This window comes from Haemophilus sp. SZY H35 (assembly GCF_018829705.1).
Lineage (GTDB): Bacteria > Pseudomonadota > Gammaproteobacteria > Enterobacterales > Pasteurellaceae > Haemophilus > Haemophilus haemolyticus_K.
In genome coordinates, this window is record NZ_JAHKJZ010000002.1 from 340,887 (window position 1) to 364,973 (window position 24,087).

Below are 24,087 nucleotides of genomic sequence, written 5' to 3' on the forward strand. Positions count from 1 at the left end.
TTATTTTTTCTCTTCTGTTTTTTGTGTTGCAGGAATTGTTTTTAACACAGCATCACTAATGTCTTTACCCTCTACTGCAAATACGACTGAATTTGCATCAAGCACATAGCTATAACCATTTGCTTTTGCATAATTATTTGTTGCAGTTTGAATACTATCTAGCAATTTACCACGCTCTTCAGCTTGACGTTTTTCATTTTGAGCTTGAAATTCAGCCACTTTTTTATCTTGTTCTTGCATCAATTTTTGTAATGAAGCGTCTTCAGAAGAAGCGAGTTTATTAATTTCATCTTGACGTTTTTGAATATCAGCTTTACTTAAACGTGCCGCATCTTTTTCTAATGCAGCTGCTTTTGCTTCTACTTTTTTACGTGCTGCAACAATTTTATCATCAATTTCTTTTTTGCTTGCAGCTAATTTATCAGCAACAGGTTTAAATTCTGCATCTAATTTATCTGCAACAGCTTGACGATCTGGATGGTTTTGGAAAACATAACCTGCATTAATGAAAGCAATTTTTTCCTCAGCAGCAGCGTAGCCAGAAGCAAGTGCAATACCTAATGCAAGTGCGGTTACTTTTACAACATTTTTCATTTTATAAATTTCCTTAAACAATGAGTTATTAATACTTTCTACACTAAAATAAATTTAGCATAGAACGTTTTCTTTGAATGATGATACAACAAAAAGTTCAATTTATTAAAATGAACCACCAATACTAAATTGGAATTGTTCTACATCATCATATTCATATTTCTTAATCGGTTTTGCGTAAGAGAAAACCAACGGTCCAATTGGTGATTGCCATTGGAAACCTACACCAGCAGATGCTCGAATACGACTAGGTGAACTATAATCTGGCAAATTAGCAAATTTAGCCTTATCCTCAGCTTTCCATTTAGTATTCCACACACTTGCTGCATCTACAAATAAAGATGTTCTCACCGAATTTTGCCCCTTATCTCCGACAAATGGTGTTGGCACAATTAATTCAGCACTTGCTGTTGTAATCGCATTACCACCAACGACATCGGTACTTGGAACCCATTCTGGATGACGTCCTGAAGCATCATTTCGATAGTAGATAGCATTAGGCCCTATTGCGCCATAAGCAAAGCCACGCAATGAACCAATACCACCTGCGGTATAAGTTTGATAAAACGGTAAACGTTTATTACCAAACCCATTCGCATAACCCGCTGATGCTTTTGCAGAAATAACCCAACGATGATCTCGATCGAGTGGATAGAATCCCTGGATATCTGCACTTAATTTATAATATTTGTTATCAGAACCAGGTACCGTAACACGGCCGCCAAGCGTTGCTTTTACCCCTTCTGTAGGGAAATAACCTCTATTCAGACTGTTATAGTTCCATCCAAATGAAAAATCGAAATCATCTGTTTTAATAGAGTTCCCGTTAAAATTCATTGATGATAGATACAAATCACGATTATATTCTCTCGCAAAATTACTAATCTTATTATAGGTGTAGCCTAAACCCATATAATATGAATTATTTTCGTTAACAGGGAAGCCTAAAGTAAGGTTTCCACCATAGGTAGTACGTTTATAAGTAGATGAAGTCTCACTTTTTGAATTATCATAATTTTCAAAGAATACGTTACCACCAAGGCTTACACCATCCTTAGTAAAATAAGGCTCTGTATAACCAAGATTAAGGCTTGTGCCATAATCATTTTTGGTTCCACCAAGGCTTACTGCCGCACCAGTACCCAAAAAGTTATCTTGTTTAACACTTGCCTGATAACTAATACCACTTTCTGTACCATAACCAATACCAAAATTGATACTACCTGTTTGACGTTCTTTTACTTTATAAATAACATTGACTTCATCAGAACTGTTTTGAACTGGGATAATTTTACTTTCTACAGTTTCAAAAAAGCCCGTACGATCTAAACGAACTTTTCCTAATTCAACAAGTTGGGAATTATACCAAGTACCTTCTTGTTGTCTCATTTCCTGGCGCAATGTGCTATCCGCGGAAACAGTATTACCTTCAAAACGAACCTCTCTAACCGTTAAACGACGACCTGCATCAACTACAAAAGTGATGGCTAACGTTTTATTTTCTTCATCAAAATCAGGCACTGAATTAACCGTTGCACTGCCATAGCCTCGCTCTCCTAATTTTGCTTTGATAGCATTCTCTACATCAACAATATCGCTACGACGATAAGTATCATTTAAATGCAATTTTGAAAGTAAAGGCTCAAGTTCTGTTGCCATACCGCCAACATTACCGACAATACGGGCCCCACGTAAATCATATTTCTGCCCTTCATTTATATCAATAGAAACAGTAACACGTTTTTTTTCATCATTTAGCTGAACATCTTGCTTGGTAATGTGCGCTTTTGCATAACCGTTATTATGGTAATACTCTTCAATTGCTTGCAAATCTTTACCAAATTGCTCACCTTCAAATTTATTGCCCCACAATTTCCACCAAGCATCAGGCTGTAATTCCATTTGTTCTTGAAGTGTGCTACTACTTACTGATTCATTTCCATTAAAAGTAACCGAATCTAATTTTGCAGTATCATCTTCATCAATTTGAACAATAACTTCTGCACGGTTATTCGGTAATGTATTCACTATCGCTTCAACTTTTGCGTTATAACGCCCTTTGGCTTCATAACCATCTCTTTTAACGGCTTTAACAAACTCATTTAATATTGTTCTATTAAGTACCGCACCAGTTGCTATACCACTCTGGGTTAAATTCTGTTTAATTACATCAGCTGGAATTGCAGAACTTCCTTTAACTTGAACATCCGCAATAATCGGTTTTGCAACCACACTGACAACTAACGCATCCCCGTCTTGACGAGCTTTAACATCATCGAACTGTCCACTAACGAATAACGAGCGAACAATATTAGCAACATTTTGATCTGTTACACGCTGTCCTGCTCGCACAGGCAAACTTGCAAGAATAGACTGCTCTAGGTCACCTTGCGCACCTTCAATACGAATTTCTTTAGCAACGAAAGGCGCAGCCAATGCGCTTACCGTTGTACCGAATAATAAACTTGCTATGAGAAGTTTTTTCATCGACTGTATCCTATATAAAAATTATAGACGTAAAAAATCATTAAATAACGCAAACGCTGTTAATGTTAGCAACAACGCCGCACCAATTCGATAACAGACATTTTGTACCTGTTCAGAAATAGGTTTTCCTTTTATTGCTTCAACTGCAAGAAAAACCAAATGGCCACCATCTAACACAGGCAATGGAAATAGATTCATAATACCCAAATTAACACTGACTAATGCCATAAAACTCAAAAAATAAATGAATCCAATACTTGATGATGCTCCCGCACCTTTAGCAATAGAAATTGGCCCACTTAAATTATTTAATGACAAATCACCGCTAATCAGTTTTCCTAATACTTTTAATGTTAAAAGAGAAAGCTGAGTTGTTTTTTCAATACCTTTTTGAACTGATTCAAGAATACCATATTTTAACTCTGTGCGGTACTCATCACCTAATTTTATAAAAGTAGGACTCACGCCTACAAACCATTTTCCACTCTGATTACGCACTGGACTGATAATTTTGTCAAGCGTTTCCCCATTACGTTCAACTTTAATAGAAAAAGATTCGCCTTGTTCGACCTGTTTTATAAAATCTTGCCAAGTAAGTGCGGTTAAATTTTCTTTTAAAATTTTATCACCGATTTGTAAACCTGCTTTCTCAGCTGGAGAACCTTGAACAACTTTAGAAAGCACCATTTCCACTTTAGGACGCATAGGCATAATGCCTAATGCCTCAAACGAACTTTCTTTTTCAGGATCAAAAGTCCAATTTGTAAGATTTAAAGTTCGTTGTTGTTCAATATTGGAACCAAAAGAAGAAAGGGTAATCTCAACATTAGGCTCCCCCATTTTTGTGGCAAGTAGCATATTGATGGTTTCCCAATCTTGAGTTTTTTCGCCATCAACCGCTAGAATTTGTGTATTAGGTTCAATGTGCGCTTGTGCAGCGATTGAACTTGGCGTTATCGATTCAATTACAGGTTTAACACTTGGCATTCCATAAAGGTAGATGACCCAATAGGCAAAAATCGCGAAAATAAAATTCGCCAAAGGGCCTGCAATAATCACAAATGCGCGTTGTAATACGCTTTTACTGTCAAATGCTTGTGGCTTTTGTTCAACTGGAACCTCTTCATTGCGTCCATCAAGCATTTTTACATAGCCGCCTAAAGGAATCATTGAAACCGCAAATTCTGTACCATGCTTATCAATACGTTTCCAAATGACTTTACCAAAGCCAATTGAAAAACGATGGACTTTTATACCGCACTTTCTAGCAGCCCAAAAGTGACCATATTCGTGAACGGATACTAATACCGCAATAGCAATGATAAAAGAACCTAGCGACCACAAAAATGACATTCAGAATCCTTATAACACAAAGAAATAGAAGTAGCTGAAAAAAGGTACCGCGGCAGTCAAGCTATCAATACGATCTAATACACCACCATGACCAGGAATCAATTGGCTGCTGTCTTTCACACCAGACTCACGTTTAAACATGCTTTCAGTTAAATCACCCAATACCGAAATTGCAACTGTTGCAACGGAAAGGATAACGAATCCAGTGATATTTCGCTCACCAACTAAAGCATCACCAAAGAAATGAATAAACACAAAAGCAAGCACTAACGCAGTAATTAAACCACCAGCAACGCCTTCCCAGCTTTTACCCGGTGAAACTTTTGGCGCAAGTTTACGTTTACCAAATGCGCGTCCGCTAAAATAAGCGCCTGAATCAGCTGCCCAAACAAGCACAAACACGTAAAGTAATAAAAATAAGCCGTGATAAGGATCATGGGTATAGTGTTCTAAACGTAAACGTAATACCCCCGCTATAAATGGGATTAAAGTAGAAAAGGCAAATAAAAGCTGTAAAAGAGGATTTTTAGACCAAAATTTAGCTGATTTAGGATAACTCACCACAAGCAATAAAGCTAAAATCCACCAACCAACAGCGTTCATCAAAAGAAGCTGAAGATGCTGTTCAAACACACGACCTGCATCTAAATAGTTGCTCTCAGTGTAGAGCCATAAAAAAATAAAAGCACCTAAAAAAGCAGCAACACAAAAACGTGCTAAAGGCTGTTTAAGGCGAGCAAACTGAGTCCATTCCCAAACACCTAAAGTCGCTACTGCCCCTAAAGCGAGGGCAAAATAAAAAGGCGTGAATAAAAATAGCGCACATAACACCGCTGCGATTAACACAATGGCAGATAAAACTCGTTGTTTAAGCATAATTTTAATCCATTTATTGAATTATTCTGTCCCACCAAAACGGCGATGACGTTGTTGATAACAGGCGATGGCACGGTTAAATTCCGCCTCATCAAAATCTGGCCACAGCACATCGGAAAAATAAAGTTCCGCATATGCAATTTGCCATAATAAAAAATTACTAATTCGTTGTTCACCACTGGTACGAATCAACAGATCTACTGGTGGTTCATCTTGTGTAACCAAATGACGCTGAAAAGCAATTTCATCAATCTCTTCAACGCTCATTTCATTATTTTTTACTTTTTCTGCGAGTTGTTTTGTCGCTTGTACAATATCCCAACAACCGCCATAATTTGCCGCAATATTGAGCGTAAGTGCGGTATTTTTTTCTGTTAAATTTTCCGCTTTTGAAATTTTTTCTTGCAAAGATTCACTAAAACGAGATACATCGCCAATAATTTTCAGGCGAATATTATTTTTATGTAATTTTTTTACTTCGCGATCTAAAGCTTGCATAAAAAGCGTCATTAACGCGCTGACTTCTTGCTCTGGTCGATTCCAATTTTCGCTGCTAAAGGCATAAAGTGTAAGAAAATTTACTCCAGTTTGGCGAGCATAACTTACCGCTCTGCGAACTGCAGATACGCCATTGGTATGGCCAAAAATACGCATTTTATTTTTCTGTTTAGCCCACCGACCATTACCATCCATAATAATGGCAACGTGTTTTGGAATATTGTTTTGATCGAGTTCTATCATTATTTTTATTATAAAAAGATCCCTATAAATTCGGCTGTGAACTATATCATAAGTTGTATTTGCTTGCTATGGATTAGCGGGCCCTAATCTACACTTTATTTTTTACATAATTCATTTTTATAATAAATAAAAATAAGAAAAACGAAGAATTTATGTCTGCGATTGAACAAAATAAAGACGGTATTAGATTAAGAATATTCTTACAGCCAAAAGCCAGTAAAGATCATATTGCTGGCATTCACAATGATGAATTAAAAATTACCATTACTGCACCACCCATTGATGGTCAAGCAAATGCGCATTTATTGAAATTTTTAAGTAAATCCTTCAAAGTACCCAAAAGCAGTATTATTTTAGAAAAAGGGGAATTGAGCCGACACAAACAAGTTTGGATTCCTGAACCCAAATTAATTCCAAAAGAAATTCAAAATCTATTGTAAAAACAAAGAAAAAATCACCGCACTTTGGACTCTCAAGCTATCAATTTATGCCGTTTTACGGTATTCTATGCCACATTTTCTATTGTCAAAATACTGCAAAAGTGCGGTTAAAATTTAAGGTGATTTTATGCAAGAACAATATCGCCCCGATATGATCGAACCAAAGGTTCAACAATATTGGGCAGAAAATAAAGTTTTCAAAGCAATCAAAGACGAATCTAAAGAAAAATATTACTGTCTTTCTATGTTCCCGTATCCTTCTGGTCGCCTACATATGGGGCACGTGCGTAACTACACTATTGGTGATGTAATTTCTCGTTATCAACGCATGCTAGGCAAAAACGTATTACAACCATTTGGTTGGGATGCTTTCGGCTTACCGGCAGAAGGTGCTGCGATCAAAAACAAAACTGCACCTGCTAAATGGACATACGAAAACATTGCCTACATGAAAAAACAACTTCAGCTTTTAGGTTTTGGTTTCGACTGGGATCGTGAAATCGCAACCTGTAAACCAGAATACTACAAATGGGAACAATGGTTCTTCACTGAGCTTTACAAAAAAGGCTTAGTGTATAAAAAAACCTCAACCGTAAACTGGTGTCCGAATGATGAAACCGTACTTGCAAACGAGCAAGTACACGAAGGTTGTTGCTGGCGTTGTGATACACCTGTTGAACAAAAAGAAATCCCACAATGGTTTATCAAAATTACTGACTACGCAGAGCAATTATTAGGTGGTTTAAATACCCTTCCACAATGGCCAGACATGGTAAAAACTATGCAACGTAACTGGATCGGTCGTTCTGAAGGGGTAGAAATTACTTTTGATGTTGCAGATACCAACGAAAAAGTAGCGGTTTACACCACGCGTCCAGATACCTTTTACGGCGTGAGTTATTTAGGCATTGCGGCAGCACATCCATTAGCAAGTTTGGCTGCTCAAAACAATCCCGAATTAGCCGCCTTTATCCAAGAAGCGAAAAACGCCAAAGTAGCAGAAGCTGATCTTGCAACAATGGAGAAAAAAGGAATGGCAACGGGCTTGTTTGCCATTCATCCATTGACGGGGGAAAAATTACCAATTTGGGTTGCGAATTTCGTGTTAATGCACTATGGCACAGGTGCTGTCATGGCGGTTCCTGCACACGACCAACGTGACTTTGAATTTGCTCAAAAATACAGTTTGCCAATTAAACAAGTGATCGCACCTCTTGCAGATGAAGAAATTGATTTAACCAAACAAGCTTTCGTTGAGCACGGTAAATTAGTGAACTCAGCTGAGTTTGATGGTTTAGATTTTGATGGCGCTTTCAATGGCATTGCAGATAAATTAGAAAAATTAGGTGTTGGAAAACGTCAAGTGAATTACCGTTTACGTGACTGGGGTGTTTCTCGCCAACGTTATTGGGGGGCGCCAATTCCTATGCTAACCCTTGAAAATGGCGATGTAGTACCTGCACCAATGGAAGATTTACCTATTATTCTTCCTGAAGATGTGGTAATGGATGGCGTGAAAAGCCCAATTAAAGCTGATCCTAACTGGGCAAAAACAACGCTTAACGGTGCACCAGCATTCAAAGAAACGGATACCTTTGATACCTTTATGGAATCCTCTTGGTATTACGCTCGCTACACTTGTCCACAATATCAAAATGGCATGCTTGATGCGGAAGAAGCAAACTATTGGTTACCAGTGGATCAATATATCGGTGGTATTGAACACGCAACAATGCACTTGCTCTACTTCCGTTTCTTCCACAAATTATTACGCGATGCGGGATTTGTAACCAGTGACGAGCCAGCCGATAAATTATTGTGTCAAGGTATGGTGCTTGCAGATGCCTTCTACTACACAAGTCCAACCAATGAGCGTATTTGGGTAAGCCCAACTCAAGTGACCCTTGAGCGTGATGAGAAAGGTCGCATCATTAAAGCCACCGATCCTGAAGGGCGTGAATTAGTCCACAGTGGCATGACCAAAATGTCGAAATCGAAAAATAACGGTATTGACCCACAAGAAATGGTAGAAAAATATGGTGCCGATACTGTTCGTCTGTTCATGATGTTTGCCTCTCCAGCAGAAATGACCTTGGAATGGCAAGAATCTGGCGTAGAAGGTGCGAAACGTTTCTTAGGGCGTGTTTGGAATTTGGTATATCAATATCAACAAAACCCAGCAAAAACTAGCCTAGATATCACCGCACTTTCAGCAGCGCAAAAAGCGCTTCGTCGTGAAGTACATAAAACGATTGCGAAAGTGAGCGATGATATTGGTCGCCGTCAAACATTTAATACTGCGATTGCAGCAGTAATGGAGTTGATGAATAAACTCACTAAGGCTTCCTTAGAAAGTGATCAAGATCGTGCTGTCATGGCGGAAGCATTAAGTGCAGTTGTTCGTATGCTTTATCCAATTACACCACATATCTGCTTTGAATTATGGCAAGCGCTAGGAAATGAAAGCAACATCGATACCGCTGAATGGGTGAAGGCTGATGAAGCCGCAATGGTAGAAGATGAAAAACTCATTGTAGTGCAAGTAAATGGCAAAGTTCGTGGAAAAGTGACTGTTCCTGCAACATCTTCAGAAGAAGAAATTAAAGCAGCAGCTAAAGCAGATCCTAATGTTGCAAAATTCCTTGATGGAAAAGAAATTCTTAAAGAGATCTATATTCCATTAAAAATGTTGAATTTTGTGGTTAAACCATAATCCGTAGAATCTGTGGAATATTGATATTTCACAGATTCTATCTTTATTAGTGTATGGATTTTAAATTTGTACACTCCACAATAAAGGTAATTTTTATGATTAAATCAATCAAAGTAGTGTTTATTGTAGCAGGTTTTACCGCGCTTTCTGCTTGCGGCTGGCATTTTCAAAACGGTACATTAATTCCACAAGAATTACGTACTCTTACATTTGAAAGCCCCGATCCATACAGCGAAATGTCAGTAGCGATGCGCAATCAGTTACAAGCGAATAATGTTCAACTCGTCAATTCTACTCAAGGCATTCCTGTTTTGCGCATAAATAAATTCCGCACAAATGATGAAGTTGCCTCCGTCTTTAAACGCGGACGCGAAGCTGAAAAAGTATTGATGTTAGAAGTGGAAGCTAGCATTCGTTTAGCGAATGGTGAAAGCCATCCAATCACGGCAAAAGTCAACCGCACTTTCTTTGATAACTCTCGCGCAGCATTAGCTAAATCTAGCGAACGAGAAGTAATTTGGAATGATATGCGGGAACAAGCTGCTCGTCAGCTCATTACTAAAATGGTTGCATTAGAAAAACAAGTGAAAAACAAATAATGAATCGCATCGTCCCTGAGCAACTCAATCAACATCTTTCCCAACGTTTAGCCAAAGTTTACTTTTTGGTAGGACAAGATCCATTGTTACTGAGTGAAAGTGAAGATGCCATTTATAAAACAGCCAACCAACAAGGATTCGATGAGAAAAATAACATTCAGATTGATAGTCAAACTGACTGGGCACAACTCATAGAATCCTGTCAGTCCATGGGATTGTTTTTTAATAAACAAGTCATGGTATTAAATTTACCTGAAAATTTCACCGCACTTTTACAGAAAAATCTGCAAGAATTTATTTCGGTTCTACATGACGATATCTTGCTGATTTTACAAATTGCAAAGCTAGCAAAAGCAAATGAAAACCAAGCATGGTTTGTTGAACTAAACCAATATGAAACCAATGCGATTCTTGTAAATTGTCAAACACCTACAGCAGAAAATCTCCCTCGTTGGGTAAAAAATCGTATCAAAGCGATGGAATTAGAAGCTGATGATGAAGCAATTCAACAACTTTGTTACAGTTATGAGAATAACCTGCTTGCGCTCAAACAAGCTCTTCAGCTTTTAGATTTGCTCTATTCTGATCATAAACTTAACTACAATCGTGTTATTAGCGTAGTAGAACAATCCTCAATTTTTACACCATTTCAATGGATTGATGCTTTGTTAATGGGAAAAGCAAATCGCGCTAAACGTATTTTAAAAGGGTTACAAGCTGAAGATGTACAACCTGTTATTTTATTACGCACACTACAGCGAGAATTATTTACGTTGCTTGAACTCACAAAACCACAGCAACGTATTATGACAACGGAAAAACTTCCAACTCAACAAATTAAGCTTGAATTTGACCGTCTAAAAATCTGGCAAAATCGCCGACCGCTCTTTTTAAGTGCGATTCAACGTTTAACCTACCAAAAGCTCTACGAAATTATTCAAGAGCTCGCCAATATAGAACGTCTTGCTAAGCAAGAATTTAGAGATGAAGTGTGGATTAAACTTGCTGATTTATCTGTAAAAATTTGTTTGTAGAGCACTATTTTTCAGCCGTGAATTCACATTCTTTGCAATCAATAGATTAAAAATAAACCCCAGCTAAAAACTGGGGTTTATTTTAAAGAGAATTATTTGTTTCATTCAGTAATCGCTGAATTAATTTTGCATTAGCGGGAGGAAACTGTCCTGCATCTAATGCACGTTGCTCAACCCAAAAACCTTCTTGCCCTTCTCGCCCAAAAGGCTCACCAATCCATTCATCTACGACATAAAAGAAAAAAGAAATAATCTTTGTTGGATATTCAAATTGGAAGCGCTCGTAAAGTTGAGCATTTAATACCACAATGCCAATTTCCTCTTCCAGTTCACGTTTTAAAGCCTGTTCTGGGGTTTCCCGCGCATCCACTTTTCCACCTGGAAATTCTAAAGATTGCGCAAAATCCTGTCCTTCTAAACGCTGCGTTAAATAGATCTGACCAAACTCATTACGAATAATACCTGCAGAAACTTGTATAATTTTTTTATCCATTTCTTCTATCCAATAGCATCTATGAAAAAAGTGCGGTGAAAAATCACCGCACTTTGGCTAATCATTAATGGCGAGCAGCACGACTACCATGACAATGCTTATATTTTTTACCCGAACCACAAGGACAAGGCTCATTGCGTCCAATGCGACGATCTGAATAATCTTCAGAATCTGAATTTTGGATTGCCTGACCATTTTCATCCACAGGTAAATTATTTTGATTGATACGAGCAGCCATCTCCTGACGAGCTCGTTCAGCTTCTTCCATTTCTTCTTGAGTACGCACACGTACACGCGTTAAAGTCGTGATAACATGGTGTTTTAAAGAATCCAGCATTTCCGTAAACATACGGAAAGATTCTTTTTTATACTCTTGTTTTGGATCTTTTTGCGCATAGCCACGTAAATGAATACCTTGGCGTAAATAATCCATCGCCGCTAAGTGCTCTTTCCAAAGCTCATCTAAGGTTTGTAACATGACACCTTTTTCAAAGTTACGCATGGTTTCTTCACCAGCCAGCGCTTCTTTTTCTTTATATTCTTTTTCGGCGACTTCTACGATGCGTTCACGCAAGTTTTCTTCGTGCAGATTATTATCTTCTTCCAGCCAATGAGAAATTGGTAATTCCATACCAAACTCTTGAGCTAAGCGTTCTTCAAGCCCTTTAATATCCCATTGTTCTTCCAAAGATTGCGGTGGAATATATTGATCAATCACGTTATTAAATACATCGTGGCGGATGGCGTTGATAGTTTCAGAAATATCATCATTATCAAGCAAATAATTGCGTTGCTCATAAATTGCATGACGTTGGTCATTTGCAACATCATCATATTCAAGTAGGTTTTTACGGCCATCGAAATGGAAAGCCTCAACTTTTGCTTGAGCAGATGCAATCACTTTCGCCAACATTTTCGATTCCATAGCCTCACCAGGCACGGTGAACGCTTTACGCATTAAATTGAGTTTACCTTCATTCAAATAAATGCGCATTAAGCCGTCCTCCAAAGAAAGGTAGAAACGAGAAGATCCTGGGTCACCTTGACGACCAGAACGACCACGCAACTGGTTATCGATACGGCGAGATTCATGACGCTCCGTACCGATAATATGCAAACCACCTGCTTTCATTACAATCTCGTGGTTCTTTTCCCACTCAGCTTTAAGCGCTTCAATTTGTTCTTGAGTTGGATTTTCTAATTTGGCAGCCTGCGCTTTCCAGTTACCACCAAGGATAATATCCGTACCGCGCCCCGCCATATTCGTTGCGATAGTCACCGCACCAGGATAACCCGCTTCTGCCACGATTTCCGCTTCTTGTTGGTGGAATTTCGCATTCAACACATTGTGTTTGATACCCGCTTTATCTAAAGCCTTAGATAACTCTTCCGATTTTTCTACTGAAATCGTCCCCACTAATACTGGTTGCTGGCGTTCTACACAATCTTTGATATCTTCAATAATCGCATTAAATTTATATTGTTCATTTTCAAACATCACATCTGTGCGATCATCACGAATCATTGGGCGGTTTGTTGGAATCACAACGGTTTCCAATCCGTAAATTTGTTGGAACTCAAACGCTTCGGTATCCGCAGTCCCCGTCATACCCGCAAGACGCTCATATAAACGGAAGTAGTTTTGGTAAGAAATTGACGCAACAGTTTGGTTTTCGCTCTTAATTTCAACCCCTTCTTTTGCCTCAATAGCTTGGTGTAAACCATCTGACCAGCGACGCCCTGCCATTGTTCGACCAGTATGTTCATCAACAATCACGATTTCACCATCTTTCACAATGTAATCGACATCTTTTTCAAACAATGTGTGTGCACGCAAGGCAGCCATAACATGATGAAGCAATACAATTCGACCTGGAGAATACAAAGAATCACCTTCAGGCATTAAACCTTGCGCAATCAACCAATCTTCCACTTTTTCTTGGCCACGTTCCGTTAAATGTGCCTGTTTAGATTTAAGATCTAAAGTAAAGTCCCCTTCGCCTTGATATTCTTCTGTATCTTCTTTTTCCTGTTTAATTAAGTTTGGAATCAGTTTATTGACTGCAATATAAAGCGCAGAACTGTCTTCCGCTTGACCAGAAATAATCAATGGCGTACGGGCTTCATCAATTAAGATGGAATCTACTTCATCCACCAGCGCATACCCTAAAGTACGTTGGAAACGCTCTTCTTTTGAGTGAGCTAAGTTGTCACGTAAGTAGTCAAAACCAAGTTCACTATTGGTTGCATAAGTAATATCTGCTGCATAAGCGGCACGTTTTTCTTCCGGCGGTAAACCAGGAATATTTACGCCTACACTCATGCCCAAAAATTCAAATAACGGACGGTTGGTTTCTGCGTCTCGGCGAGCAAGATAATCATTCACCGTCACAACATGAACGCCTTTACCTTCAAGTGCGATTAAATAACAAGGCAAAGTCGCCGTTAATGTTTTACCTTCACCAGTACGCATTTCTGCGATACAGCGGTTAGTCAATACCATTCCGCCAATAAGCTGAACATCAAAATGTCTCATACCAAGCACGCGCTTACTTGCTTCACGTACCGTTGCGAATGCTTCTGGTAAAATTTGTTGCAAAGTTTCGCCCGCACTTAAACGTTGACGGAATTCATCTGTTTTTGCACGAAGTTGTTCATCTGTGAGGGCTTCAAACTCAGGTTCTAATTTATTGATTTTTGCAACTTGTTTTCTTAATTTACGTAAAATACGGTCGTTACGGCTGCCAAAAATTTTCGTTAAAATGCTCATAATTTCTCTTTTTAAATATATAAGTTAAATAGTTAAATGCGTATGAAATACTTTATTTCATGCACAATAATTTTTTAAAAATATCGCTATTTCAATAGCAATATTCTTTACAGAAAACAGAAAATTAAATAAGCAAAGGGCCTGCTCGAATTGGCGCACTAGGATTCAACACTTCAACCAAAAAGTGCGGTTGAATTTTAAGTTGTTTTTCAGTTTGGTGGGAAATTGAAGGTTGAGGAATGGCTTGTCGTTGCACTTCACGTGCAACTTTTACCGTCTCTAACGCTTGTTGAATGGAAACACTTGAAGAATAATTTTCTGCATTATTTTGATTTTCAAAACTTTGTGCGTTAGGCAAAGCAAAAATCGCGATGATACTTAAAAGTAATCGCGACCAAAAATTCGGTTTGACAGTGCCTGAAATCATCATCTCGTTGTTTATTATGAAAATTGCGTGTATTGTAGCGGAAATCTAAACTAATGTCATTTACTGGGGGCAGACTTTATGGAAAACAAGGCTGAGCGTTATCAAAAAGCAGTCAATATTATGGATGTGCTTGAGCAATCGCCCTTTGCCAAAATAATGAAAAAAGGTCTTGCTATCAATGAACTGAATCAAAAATTTAACCGCATTTTTCCACAGGAATTTCACGGCAAATTTCGTATTGGTTCCGTTAACGGTAATAGTCTTTTTTTAGAAGTATCGAATGCAATAGTGCGTCAAGGAATCTTATTTCGTCAAACTGAACTTATAAAATTAATTCAAGAGGATTTTCCACAAATCATAAAATTGGATATCGTTATAAACCCTGAGCTATCAAAAATTATACCTTAAAAATCGCAATCAACTCTCTTACTTTTACTCGTTTTTCTGAGCTCTGGCTAATCGAGCGTTGTACTTTCACACGTTTAAATTTAGCCCCCTTATAAATTTCTCGGGTAAATTTGGTATCGTGGTTAGATATTAAAACCGAAATTTGTTTTTCTTTTTGTGTAAATTTTGCGAGTTCAGCTAAAATGAGTTGATGCTCACAACTAAACTCATTACCCGCATAGCTCGTAAAATTTGAATCCTGCAGTAAGGGAGCATAAGGTGGATCGCAGTAAATCACCGAATCTTTATCAGCTAATGCAAATGTTTGCTGAAAATCGCTACATAAAAATATTGCACTTTGTGCCTTATGTGCAAAATAACGTAACTCGTCCTCTGGGAAATAATGCGTTTTATATGCGCCAAAAGGCACATTAAATTCATTTCTGCTGTTATAACGGCATAGTCCATTAAACCCAAAGCGATTTAAGTAGAGAAAAAGTACAGATCGTTCAAAAGGATCAGTTGAAGCATTAAATTGGCGACGTTTGTCATAGTAGTAATCAGGATCATTCGCATTAGGGGCAAAAAAAATGGTTTTACAAGCCTCAATGTAAACATCTACATTTTCTTTCACTATATTAAAAAGATTAATTAAATCAGGATTAATATCAGCCAAAATATAGCGCTCAAAATTCGAGTTTAAAAAAACGGCCCCTGCTCCGACGAACGGTTCAATAAGACATTGTTTTCTCTTAGGAAAGATATTATTAATTTCATCTGTTAAACGAAACTTCCCACCAGCCCATTTCAAAAATGGACGGTGTTTAAGTTTCGGTTTTAGGGAATGTTTTTTTGGACGTAACATCTTAGTCCATTTGGGTACAACGCTTAATAGCGTTTAACACAAGATCCTTATCAGTATCAGTTACTATATAAGCTTGACCTAGTGATTTAAGTAACACCAGACGCAACTTACCTGCTAGAACTTTTTTATCTCGCATCATATGCGGTAAATAGTCCTCCGGCTGCATCGAATCCGGTGATAAGGTGGGCAAATTAGCGCGTGCGAGTAATTTTTCTAAGCGTGAAACATCTGCTACAGAAATATCACCCAACTGCTCGGAAAGCGCGGCTGCCATCATCATTCCGGTAGATACCGCTTCACCATGGAGCCAGTTACCATAGCCGAGATGAGTTTCAATCGCATGTCCAAAGGTATGACCAAGATTAAGTAAAGCTCGATCACCTTTTTCTGTTTCATCACGAGCAACTACATCCGCTTTAATTTGACAGCAACGAGCAATACAATGTTGTAGGGATTCGTTATTTAATGCAACAAGCTCATCAATATGAGCTTCAAGCCATTCAAAAAATTCGTAATCTAAAATTGCGCCATATTTTATTACTTCAGCCAACCCTGCATTTACTTCACGTTTTGGTAACGTGCCAAGAGTATGCGTATCAATAATAACCATAGAGGGCTGATAAAATGCACCGATCATATTTTTCCCAAGTTCATGATTCACTGCTGTTTTTCCTCCAACAGAAGAATCCACTTGGGAAAGTAAAGTGGTTGGAATTTGAATTAATCGTACTCCTCGTTGATAACTGGCTGCGGCAAATCCTGCCACATCACCAATCACACCACCACCTAGTGCTATAATTGTTGTATCACGCCCATGATTACCTTGTAAAAGCGCAGTAAAAATTAAATTTAAGGATTCAAGCGTTTTATACTTCTCACCATCGGGCAAAAGAACATGATCGACTTCGCATCCGCGTTTTTTTAGCGCAAATGTTACCGTATCTAAGTAAAACTGTGCAACCGTGGGATTCGTCACAATCATCACGCGCTCTCCTCGCTTAACCGGATAACTGCGTTCATCTTGCAATAGTCCATTACCAATTAAAATTGGGTAACGACGCTCCTGTAATTCCACGTTTACGCACAGCATAAATTTATCCTTAGACACACTTAAAGTGCGCCATTTAATCCATTCATATTATCGATGAGTTCAACAATCTGGTTTACCATTACTTTGGCATTTTGCTCATCTGTAGGTAGGGTGATGTCAGCTACTTCCTCATAAAGTGGATTACGAATTTTTGCCAACTCTTCCAATACTTGACGAGGATCTTCTGCGCCTTGCAACAGCGGACGTTTTTTGTCACGCTGAGTACGTTGAAATTGTTTTTCTACAGTAGTTTCTAAATAAATTACAATACCACGTGCAGATAAATAATTACGGCTATCTTTAGAAAGCACTGCTCCTCCACCAGTAGACAGGACAATCCCCTGCATTTGAGTGAGTTCGTTAAGAATACGTTCTTCACGTTTGCGGAAGCCCTCTTCGCCTTCCAGATCAAAAATCCAGCTAATATCTGCGCCAGCACGTTCTTCAATTACAGCATCCGAATCAACAAAATCCATATTTAACTGTTGCGCTAACTGACGACCAATCGTGCTTTTTCCTGCCCCCATTGGCCCGACTAAAAAAATATTACGTTTTTCCGCCATTGTTCTTATCTAATTTAAAGGTGAAATAAAAATCTAATCTTTCTAACAAAAAATAAACAAGCCAAAATAAACTTCAGCAGTTAAAAAGATTTTCCCGAAATGGTTTAAATTATCGCAATAAATCCCCCTATTTTTCAACCTTTTGAGGGAATTTATTTTCTTTAACGAAAAAGGAAAATAAAATAGCGGTGAAATTTACAACGCTTCTAACTTAAATGTATGCTAAACGCTGACGCACAATTTCAAATAAACATACCCCTGTTGCGACAGATACATTTAATGATGAAACTGAACCAGCCATTGGAATGCTAATCAGTTGATCGCAATGTTCACGCGTTAAACGACGCATTCCTTCGCCTTCAGCTCCCATAACAAGTGCTAGTGGCCCTGTCAGTTTGCTTTGATAAATGGTTTCAGTGGCTTCGCCAGCAGTGCCAACCACCCAAATATTATGATTTTGCTGTAAATCGCGTAGTGTGCGAGAAAGATTGGTTACACGAATTAACGGTACGGTTTCTGCAGCACCACAAGCAACTTTACGCGCGATAGATGTTAATTGTGCCGATTTATCTTTCGGTACGATCACGGCTGCTGCGCCCGCTGCATCAGCTGTTCGCAAACATGCTCCTAAGTTGTGTGGATCCGTCACACCATCCAAAACTAATAAAAGCGGATTTTGTTTATTCGCAAGAATTTCATCAAGATCATTTTCATTAAGTTCTTTTGCCGCTTGTACTCGAGCAATGACACCCTGATGAACCTCACCATCGGCTTTTTTATCAAGTGTTTGTCGATTAACGAATTGCACACCAATTCCTAGGGAATAAAGCTCATTTAAGAGTGGCTGTAGACGTTTATCTTCACGGCCTTTAAGCACGAAGACTTCAATTAAACGTTCTGGTGAATGGGTTAAAATACTATTAACAGCATGAATGCCATAGATTTGTTCTGACATAAATTTCTCTTTTTCTTATTTGAATTTTTAATTCATTCTTAAAATAGGAAGTGAATTATTTTCGTTTTCTAGATGTTTTCTTCGAAACTTCTTTCTTTTTTACCGCACTTTTCCGTTTTTTGGATGCTTTAGACGGTAGCTCTTTAAAGACTTTCTTGGCTTTTTCTTTCGCGGTTTTTCCAGCTCGACGAGGTTTACGTTCACTCCCCATCAGCGAGAAATCGACCATTTTATTTTCTAAATGTACTGCTTCAACTTTGATGCGAACTTTATCGCCTAAGCGATATTGTATTCCGCTATTTTCTCCAATTAAACGCTGTTTTGTTGCATCGAATTGGTAATAATCGTTTTCTAAGGTGGAAATATGGACTAAACCATCGATGAATAAGTCATCTAAGCGTACAAATAAACCAAATCCAGTCACAGATGAAATAACACCGCTAAATTCACCGCCAACATGATCTTGCATATATTCGCATTTCAACCAATCTGCCACTTCACGAGTTGCGTCGTCAGCACGGCGTTCCGTCATTGAACAGTGATTGCCAAGTAAATCCATTTCATCAAAAGAGTAATGATAACCGCCAGTATCAGTTGTTTTACGTTTTGCTCCTTGTTCTTTAGCGAGTAAATACTTGATGCCTCGATGAAGTGTTAAGTCTGGATAACGGCGAATTGGCGAAGTAAAGTGTGCATACTCTTCCAAAGCCAAACCAAAGTGCCCAATATTATCAGCATGATAGACAGCTTGGCTTAATGAACGTAGCAACATTGTTTGAATAAGTTCATGATCAGGTCGTTCTTTAACTTTTTCTAAGAGCGCAGCATAGTCTTTTGTGGTTGGTTTTAATCCGCCTTCTAAAGTTAAACCAAACTCACTTAAGAAAGTGCGGAAAGATGTTAATTTTTCTTCGCTCGGGGTGGCATGAATACGATATAACGCAGGCTCTTTATGTTTTTCCATAAAATTGGCTGCTGCGATATTCGCAAGAATCATACATTCCTCAATGATTTTGTGGGCATCATTTCGAACAACGGGTTCAATGCGCTCAATTCTCCCCATTGCATTGAAAATAAACTTAGTTTCAATGGTTTCAAAATCGATCGCACCACGTTGATGACGCGCACCAAGCAAAGCTTGATAGAGTTTATAAAGAGCTTCCAAATGAGGCACAAGCGTAGAATAACGAGCGCGTAATTCTTCATTGCCTTCAAGCATTTTTGCTACTTTGGTATAAGTGAGGCGGGCGTGAGAATTCATCACCGCTTCATAAAAGCGATAATCTGTGAGCTTACCTTTGGCAGAAATTTGCATCTCACACACCATACACAAACGATCCACTTGTGGGTTAAGAGAGCATAAGCCGTTTGATAAAATTTCAGGTAGCATTGGTACAACTCGGTTCGGAAAATAGACCGAGTTACCACGATTATGCGCTTCTACATCCAAAGCGGAACGTAAACGTACGTAATAACTGACATCTGCAATCGCTACCCAAAGTTTCCAGCCTTTGCCATGTTTTTCACAATAAACAGCATCGTCAAAATCGCGAGCATCTTCACCATCAATGGTCACAAGCGATAAATTGCGTAAATCCACACGACCTTTTTTTGCTTCTTCAGGGACTTCTTCAGTGAATTTTTTTACATATTTTTCCACCGTACTTGGAAACTTATGGGGAATATCGTGGTTACGCAAGGCGATTTCCACTTCCATTCCTTTCGCCATATTATCGCCTAGAATTTCAGTGATCACGCCAATTGGCTGGTTAAAACTGGCAGAGCGTTCTTGCAATTCGACAACGACAACTTGTCCCATGCGAGCGCCATTACGATGTTCATTTGGCACGAGAATATCTCGGCCAATTCTGTTGTCATCAGGCACTACATAGCTAAAACCGTTTTCTAAGAAAAAACGGCCCACAATTTGTTTTTTACGACTTTCTAATACGCGCACAATTCGCACTTCACGTCGACCACGACGATCTAAACCTGCAGGTTGCGCTAAGACAAAATCTCCATGCATGACTTTTTGCATTTGATGGTTCGGAATGAATAAATCATCTTTTTTGCCATCGACCTGTAAAAAACCGAAACCTTCGCGATGACCAATTACCGTGCCTTTAAATAAATCTAATTTTTCTGGTAAGGCATAGCGTTTACGTTTGGTGAACACTAATTGTCCGTCATTTTCCATCGCTCGTAACCGGCGACGCATCGCTTCTATTTGATCTTCATTTCGAATGGAAAGTGCGGTCAAAATTTCATCCCGATTCATCGGTGCATTATTGTCTCGAATAACGCTTAAAATGAATTCACGGCTCGGGATTGGATTGCCGTATTTTTCCAATTCTCGTTTGTAATGCGGATCTTGGTTGATTAAGTTTTTACGTTTTTTTGTCATTATTTTTTACAGTTTTAAAAAGTGCGGAGAGTTTGACACTGTAAGGGGGATAATGCAAGGAAAAGAAAATCTGCACTCGTGATGAGTGCAGATAGAAAGTGAGTTAAGCCGATTTTTTTGTAAAGCCAATATAGGCGCAGAATATAAATCCAAGAACTAAAGCATAAGGCGTGAATTCACCAATGCCAGAGCCTGAAGCAGCAAGGCTTAAGCGATGTGCAGCGGCTGCACCTAAAAGCATACCAAGTACAAAAATAGCGGAGTCATTATCGCCTTCACCAAGATGAACTAAATGTTTGCCAGGACAACCACCGCCAAGGGAGAAGCATAATCCGCAAAGAGCCATGCCGAGGAAGTTCCAAAGATATTGATTATGTGCACCAGGTTGTTGTTCAAACCCTAAATGGAATTGACCAAGTAAAGCATTGGTAATAGTAGCAAATACCACTAAAGCGATGACACCGTTCAATAACGAAGAATCACGGAATAGAATAAAATTACGGAATGCGCCAATTGAGCAGAAACGTGATTTTTGCATTAATACGCCTATGATTAGCCCGCCTGCTAAAGATAATGCCCAAAATGCATGTTGTGTGCCAGGGCCTTTTTGTGAGAAATAAAGGGGTAAGCCTTCGCCAAAACTAAATTGTGTGATAACACCAATAAGTAATAAACCCGCAATAATGACAGAAATCCATCCACTGATGGGAGCTTGTTCTTTTGATTTGCCGAGAGAAAATCCTCGATTACTAAAGAAAATTCCACCTAGTACACCGACAAATAAACCGACAATACCGGCAATTGCAGATAAATCGCCACCGCCTAAACGCAAATATGCCCGCCATGGGCAGCCTAAGAATGTTAGTGCACCAATCATGGCAAATGCCCCTAAAATTAAGCGAATGAATGGCGATGAACCACCACGAGCACGGAATTCTTTTGCAAATAACGCACTCACTAATGCACCGAAAATTAATCCGATGAGTTCTGGGCGAATATATTGAAGTGGAGCGGCTTGATGTAAGCCAATGGAGCCAGCTGTATCGCGTAAGAAACAGGCTGCGCAGAATCCCATATTACCAGGATTTCCGCTATAAGTAAGTAGTGGAGCGATGATACCAAGTGCAGCACCTGCAACCACAGGCCATTTTGATCCTTTCATAATGAAACCCTTGTGATATCTAAAGTTAAACTAAATTGTGTACTCTCGAATACTCGAAAAGCACGTTCATTTTAATCTAAGAAGTTAAATGGTAAAGAATGTTTTGATGAAAAGATGAGATAAATCAAAAATTTGCCACGAAAAAAGTGCGGTAAAATTTTTATTGATTTCCGTAATGAAAATAAAAGATCTATACTAACTACGTTCATTTTTTACTCGGAAGATACTATGACAGAACGTTCAGCCAATATCATTACCCACGATCCTTTTGGTAGCTTGCTTGGATATGCACCTGGTGGCGTGGCAATTTATTCCTCAGATTACAATACTGCAGATGATAAAGAGTTCCCGAATGATGCTGCATTTCGGAGTTATCTAGGGCGAGAATATATGGGCTATAAATGGCAGTGTGTGGAATTTGCACGTCGTTATTTATATCTCAATCATGGCGTTGTGTTTGCCGATGTTGGTATGGCGTACGAGATCTTTTCTTTACGTTTTTTACGCCAAGTGGTGAACGATGCCTTGTTGCCCTTGCAGGCATTTTCTAATGGTTGTAAACGTAAACCTCAAGCAGGTTCCTTATTAATTTGGCAAGAAGGGGGAGAATTTAAACACACGGGGCATGTGGCAATTATCACCGAGGTGTTGCCTGATAGCGTTAGAATCGCCGAGCAAAATGTAATTCATTCCCGCTTGCCAAGTGGTCAGCAATGGACGCGTGAATTGCCGATGATTGTTTCAGAACAAGGTTATTTTCTACAAGATACTTTTGATGATACTAAAATTCTTGGCTGGATGATTCAAACAAACGATACTGAATTTTCAGAACCCCAACCTTTCCCAAAATCCACCGCACTTCGGTTACAAGCTCATCATGTTGACAATCACGGTCAATTTAATGGGAAATGGTTAAATGAAAATGAGCCATTTGATGCAGCATATATTAAGGCAATGAGCGGACATAAAGTGAGCCATTCTGATCAATATCGCTATTTTGCTATGTCTGAAAGTGCTCAACAGGAATTAATTCACGCCACTAATGAACTGCATTTAATGTATTTGCATGCGACAGACAAGGTACTTAAAGATGATAATCTGTTGCAGTATTTCAATATTCCGAAACTCCTTTGGCCACGCTTAAGGCTTTCTTGGCAAAATCGCCGTTATCAGACGATTACAGGTCGTTTAGATTTTTGTATGAGTAAACGAGGTTTGAAAGTCTATGAATATAATGCAGATTCAGCTTCTTGCCATGCTGAGGCAGGCGATATTATGAATCGTTGGGCAAAACAAGCTGGTGGCGTATTGGGGGAAAATCCATCCGATGGTTTACGTAATGCGTTAGCTGATTGTTGGCAACATAGTCAAGCCTCAAAATTAGTTCATATTTTGCAAGATCACGATGATGAAGAAGATTACCACGCTATGTTTATGCAACAAGCATTGGTACAAGCGGGATTTCAAGCTAAAATTATTCACGGCACAGAAGGATTGCATTGGGATAATCGTGGTCGCCTGATTGATGATGAAAATAACCAAGTTCAAACCGTTTGGAAAACATGGGCGTGGGAAACTATGCTGGAACAACTTCGTGAAGATGCAACAGGAATGGAAGTCGCACCACCTATTCGCACTGGTTATCCTGAAGATAAAGTACGGTTAATTGATGTACTACTTCGCCCAGAAGTGTTGGTTTATGAACCACTTTGGACGGCAATTCCAAGTAATAAGGCGATTTTGCCTGTGCTTTGGTCTTTATTCCCTAATCATCGTTATTTATTAGAGGCAAGTTTTCATCTCACACCAAATTTAATCCAAAACGGCTACGCACAAAAACCAATTGCAGGTCGTCGAGGTGATAATGTTAAATTGATTGGTGAAAATAATTCTACGCTGGATACAACCGATGGGCAGTTTGGTCAGCAAGATAGTATTTATCAACAGCTTTGGTGCTTACCGCAAGTGGAAGATCAATATTTGCAAATCTGTACTTTTACCGTGGGAGGGCATTATGGTGGCACTTGCCTACGTTCTGATTCGAGTCGTGTCATCATGGGAAATAGTGATATGCAGCCTTTGAGGGTGTTGAAGGATAAAGTATTTTTTGGACAAAAGAAATAATCAGGTTACC

General features: G+C 38.9%; 20 protein-coding genes. 6 read left to right on the forward strand and 14 right to left on the reverse strand.

All coding sequences use genetic code 11. The features are described from left to right. The 5 genes from KP710_RS05305 to uppS form a co-directional block, all read right to left on the reverse strand. Positions 1–594 carry an OmpH/Skp family outer membrane protein gene (locus KP710_RS05305; protein WP_111407645.1) on the reverse strand — a complete coding sequence of 198 codons (594 nt, stop codon included), beginning with the start codon at positions 592–594 and terminating at the stop codon, positions 1–3. A gap of 105 nt (positions 595–699) precedes the next feature. Further along, on the reverse strand, positions 700–3,081 hold the full coding sequence (bamA, locus tag KP710_RS05310) for an outer membrane protein assembly factor BamA (RefSeq protein WP_048952782.1): 2,382 nt from the start codon (positions 3,079–3,081) through the stop codon (positions 700–702). 21 nt (positions 3,082–3,102) lie between these two features. Then, the gene (rseP, locus tag KP710_RS05315; RefSeq protein WP_111407646.1) at positions 3,103–4,434 is read right to left on the reverse strand and encodes a sigma E protease regulator RseP; all 1,332 of its coding nucleotides are present in this window, start codon (positions 4,432–4,434) and stop codon (positions 3,103–3,105) included. A 9-nt stretch (positions 4,435–4,443) separates the two neighbouring features. After that, a complete protein-coding gene (locus KP710_RS05320) occupies positions 4,444–5,310 on the reverse strand; it encodes a phosphatidate cytidylyltransferase (protein WP_111407647.1) in 867 nt (288 codons plus the stop codon). A 21-nt stretch (positions 5,311–5,331) separates the two neighbouring features. Beyond that, positions 5,332–6,051, reverse strand: a complete 720-nt coding sequence (uppS, locus tag KP710_RS05325) for a polyprenyl diphosphate synthase (RefSeq protein WP_111407648.1) — start codon at positions 6,049–6,051, stop codon at positions 5,332–5,334. Between the two features lie 152 nt (positions 6,052–6,203). On the opposite strand from uppS, the gene yggU reads away from it, so the two are divergent. The 4 genes from yggU (at position 6,204) to holA (ending at position 10,837) form a co-directional block, all read left to right on the forward strand. Continuing rightward, positions 6,204–6,491, forward strand: a complete 288-nt coding sequence (yggU, locus tag KP710_RS05330) for a DUF167 family protein YggU (protein ID WP_111407649.1) — start codon at positions 6,204–6,206, stop codon at positions 6,489–6,491. Between the two features lie 127 nt (positions 6,492–6,618). Continuing rightward, positions 6,619–9,204 carry a leucine--tRNA ligase gene (leuS, locus tag KP710_RS05335; protein WP_111407650.1) on the forward strand — a complete coding sequence of 862 codons (2,586 nt, stop codon included), beginning with the start codon at positions 6,619–6,621 and terminating at the stop codon, positions 9,202–9,204. 95 nt (positions 9,205–9,299) lie between these two features. Further along, positions 9,300–9,803, forward strand: coding sequence for an LPS-assembly lipoprotein LptE (locus KP710_RS05340; protein ID WP_111407651.1), 504 nt, complete (start codon positions 9,300–9,302; stop codon positions 9,801–9,803). Further along, positions 9,803–10,837, forward strand: coding sequence for a DNA polymerase III subunit delta (holA, locus tag KP710_RS05345; protein WP_111407652.1), 1,035 nt, complete (start codon positions 9,803–9,805; stop codon positions 10,835–10,837). Before KP710_RS05340 ends, holA begins: the two co-directional genes overlap by 1 nt. An 82-nt stretch (positions 10,838–10,919) precedes the next feature. Here holA and mutT read toward each other — a convergent pair whose 3' ends face one another. From mutT to secM, 3 genes are all read right to left on the reverse strand, one after another. Further along, positions 10,920–11,330 carry an 8-oxo-dGTP diphosphatase MutT gene (gene mutT, locus KP710_RS05350; RefSeq protein WP_111407653.1) on the reverse strand — a complete coding sequence of 137 codons (411 nt, stop codon included), beginning with the start codon at positions 11,328–11,330 and terminating at the stop codon, positions 10,920–10,922. A 64-nt stretch (positions 11,331–11,394) separates the two neighbouring features. Beyond that, positions 11,395–14,100 (reverse strand): preprotein translocase subunit SecA, encoded by a 2,706-nt coding sequence (gene secA, locus KP710_RS05355; protein ID WP_111407654.1) that lies wholly within the window; start codon positions 14,098–14,100, stop codon positions 11,395–11,397. A gap of 124 nt (positions 14,101–14,224) precedes the next feature. Beyond that, on the reverse strand, positions 14,225–14,527 hold the full coding sequence (gene secM, locus KP710_RS05360; protein ID WP_048952772.1) for a secA translation cis-regulator SecM: 303 nt from the start codon (positions 14,525–14,527) through the stop codon (positions 14,225–14,227). Positions 14,528–14,605: 78 nt separating this feature from the next. On the opposite strand from secM, the gene KP710_RS05365 reads away from it, so the two are divergent. Beyond that, positions 14,606–14,935 (forward strand): DciA family protein, encoded by a 330-nt coding sequence (locus KP710_RS05365; RefSeq protein WP_048952771.1) that lies wholly within the window; start codon positions 14,606–14,608, stop codon positions 14,933–14,935. On the opposite strand, the gene KP710_RS05370 is transcribed toward KP710_RS05365, so the two are convergent. The 6 genes from KP710_RS05370 to yedE form a co-directional block, all read right to left on the reverse strand. Continuing rightward, positions 14,925–15,779 (reverse strand): Dam family site-specific DNA-(adenine-N6)-methyltransferase, encoded by an 855-nt coding sequence (locus tag KP710_RS05370; RefSeq protein ID WP_111407655.1) that lies wholly within the window; start codon positions 15,777–15,779, stop codon positions 14,925–14,927. The two genes, KP710_RS05365 and KP710_RS05370, sit on opposite strands and share 11 nt — an antisense overlap. Position 15,780: 1 nt before the next feature. Next, positions 15,781–16,869 (reverse strand): 3-dehydroquinate synthase, encoded by a 1,089-nt coding sequence (aroB, locus tag KP710_RS05375; protein WP_048952769.1) that lies wholly within the window; start codon positions 16,867–16,869, stop codon positions 15,781–15,783. Between the two features lie 20 nt (positions 16,870–16,889). Next, positions 16,890–17,432: a shikimate kinase AroK gene (gene aroK, locus KP710_RS05380; RefSeq protein ID WP_048952768.1), complete on the reverse strand. Its 543-nt coding sequence runs from the start codon at positions 17,430–17,432 to the stop codon at positions 16,890–16,892. Between the two features lie 211 nt (positions 17,433–17,643). Then, entirely contained in the window at positions 17,644–18,387 is a 744-nt protein-coding gene (gene rlmB, locus KP710_RS05385; protein WP_111407656.1) for a 23S rRNA (guanosine(2251)-2'-O)-methyltransferase RlmB, read from the reverse strand. A gap of 55 nt (positions 18,388–18,442) precedes the next feature. Next, on the reverse strand, positions 18,443–20,791 hold the full coding sequence (rnr, locus tag KP710_RS05390; protein ID WP_111407657.1) for a ribonuclease R: 2,349 nt from the start codon (positions 20,789–20,791) through the stop codon (positions 18,443–18,445). Between the two features lie 103 nt (positions 20,792–20,894). Next, positions 20,895–21,953: a YedE family putative selenium transporter gene (yedE, locus tag KP710_RS05395; RefSeq protein ID WP_111407658.1), complete on the reverse strand. Its 1,059-nt coding sequence runs from the start codon at positions 21,951–21,953 to the stop codon at positions 20,895–20,897. Between the two features lie 228 nt (positions 21,954–22,181). Between yedE and gss the strand changes: the two genes are divergently transcribed. After that, positions 22,182–24,077, forward strand: coding sequence for a bifunctional glutathionylspermidine amidase/synthase (gene gss, locus KP710_RS05400; protein ID WP_111407659.1), 1,896 nt, complete (start codon positions 22,182–22,184; stop codon positions 24,075–24,077). The last annotated feature ends 10 nt before the right edge of the window (positions 24,078–24,087 follow it).

Bases quoted from the DNA above. Each gene is read 5' to 3' on its own strand.
- KP710_RS05365 (WP_048952771.1), top strand. From the start codon at position 14,606: ATGGAAAACAAGGCTGAGCGTTATCAAAAAGCAGTCAATATTATGGAT.
- KP710_RS05370 (WP_111407655.1), bottom strand. From the start codon at position 15,779: ATGTTACGTCCAAAAAAACATTCCCTAAAACCGAAACTTAAACACCGT.
- aroK (WP_048952768.1), bottom strand. From the start codon at position 17,432: ATGGCGGAAAAACGTAATATTTTTTTAGTCGGGCCAATGGGGGCAGGA.
- rlmB (WP_111407656.1), bottom strand. From the start codon at position 18,387: ATGTCAGAACAAATCTATGGCATTCATGCTGTTAATAGTATTTTAACC.
- uppS (WP_111407648.1), bottom strand. From the start codon at position 6,051: ATGATAGAACTCGATCAAAACAATATTCCAAAACACGTTGCCATTATT.
- secA (WP_111407654.1), bottom strand. From the start codon at position 14,100: ATGAGCATTTTAACGAAAATTTTTGGCAGCCGTAACGACCGTATTTTA.
- KP710_RS05320 (WP_111407647.1), bottom strand. From the start codon at position 5,310: ATGCTTAAACAACGAGTTTTATCTGCCATTGTGTTAATCGCAGCGGTG.
- aroB (WP_048952769.1), bottom strand. From the start codon at position 16,869: ATGCTGTGCGTAAACGTGGAATTACAGGAGCGTCGTTACCCAATTTTA.
- bamA (WP_048952782.1), bottom strand. From the start codon at position 3,081: ATGAAAAAACTTCTCATAGCAAGTTTATTATTCGGTACAACGGTAAGC.
- mutT (WP_111407653.1), bottom strand. From the start codon at position 11,330: ATGGATAAAAAAATTATACAAGTTTCTGCAGGTATTATTCGTAATGAG.
- rseP (WP_111407646.1), bottom strand. From the start codon at position 4,434: ATGTCATTTTTGTGGTCGCTAGGTTCTTTTATCATTGCTATTGCGGTA.
- yggU (WP_111407649.1), top strand. From the start codon at position 6,204: ATGTCTGCGATTGAACAAAATAAAGACGGTATTAGATTAAGAATATTC.
- KP710_RS05340 (WP_111407651.1), top strand. From the start codon at position 9,300: ATGATTAAATCAATCAAAGTAGTGTTTATTGTAGCAGGTTTTACCGCG.
- KP710_RS05305 (WP_111407645.1), bottom strand. From the start codon at position 594: ATGAAAAATGTTGTAAAAGTAACCGCACTTGCATTAGGTATTGCACTT.
- gss (WP_111407659.1), top strand. From the start codon at position 22,182: ATGACAGAACGTTCAGCCAATATCATTACCCACGATCCTTTTGGTAGC.
- leuS (WP_111407650.1), top strand. From the start codon at position 6,619: ATGCAAGAACAATATCGCCCCGATATGATCGAACCAAAGGTTCAACAA.
- holA (WP_111407652.1), top strand. From the start codon at position 9,803: ATGAATCGCATCGTCCCTGAGCAACTCAATCAACATCTTTCCCAACGT.
- yedE (WP_111407658.1), bottom strand. From the start codon at position 21,953: ATGAAAGGATCAAAATGGCCTGTGGTTGCAGGTGCTGCACTTGGTATC.
- rnr (WP_111407657.1), bottom strand. From the start codon at position 20,791: ATGACAAAAAAACGTAAAAACTTAATCAACCAAGATCCGCATTACAAA.
- secM (WP_048952772.1), bottom strand. From the start codon at position 14,527: ATGATTTCAGGCACTGTCAAACCGAATTTTTGGTCGCGATTACTTTTA.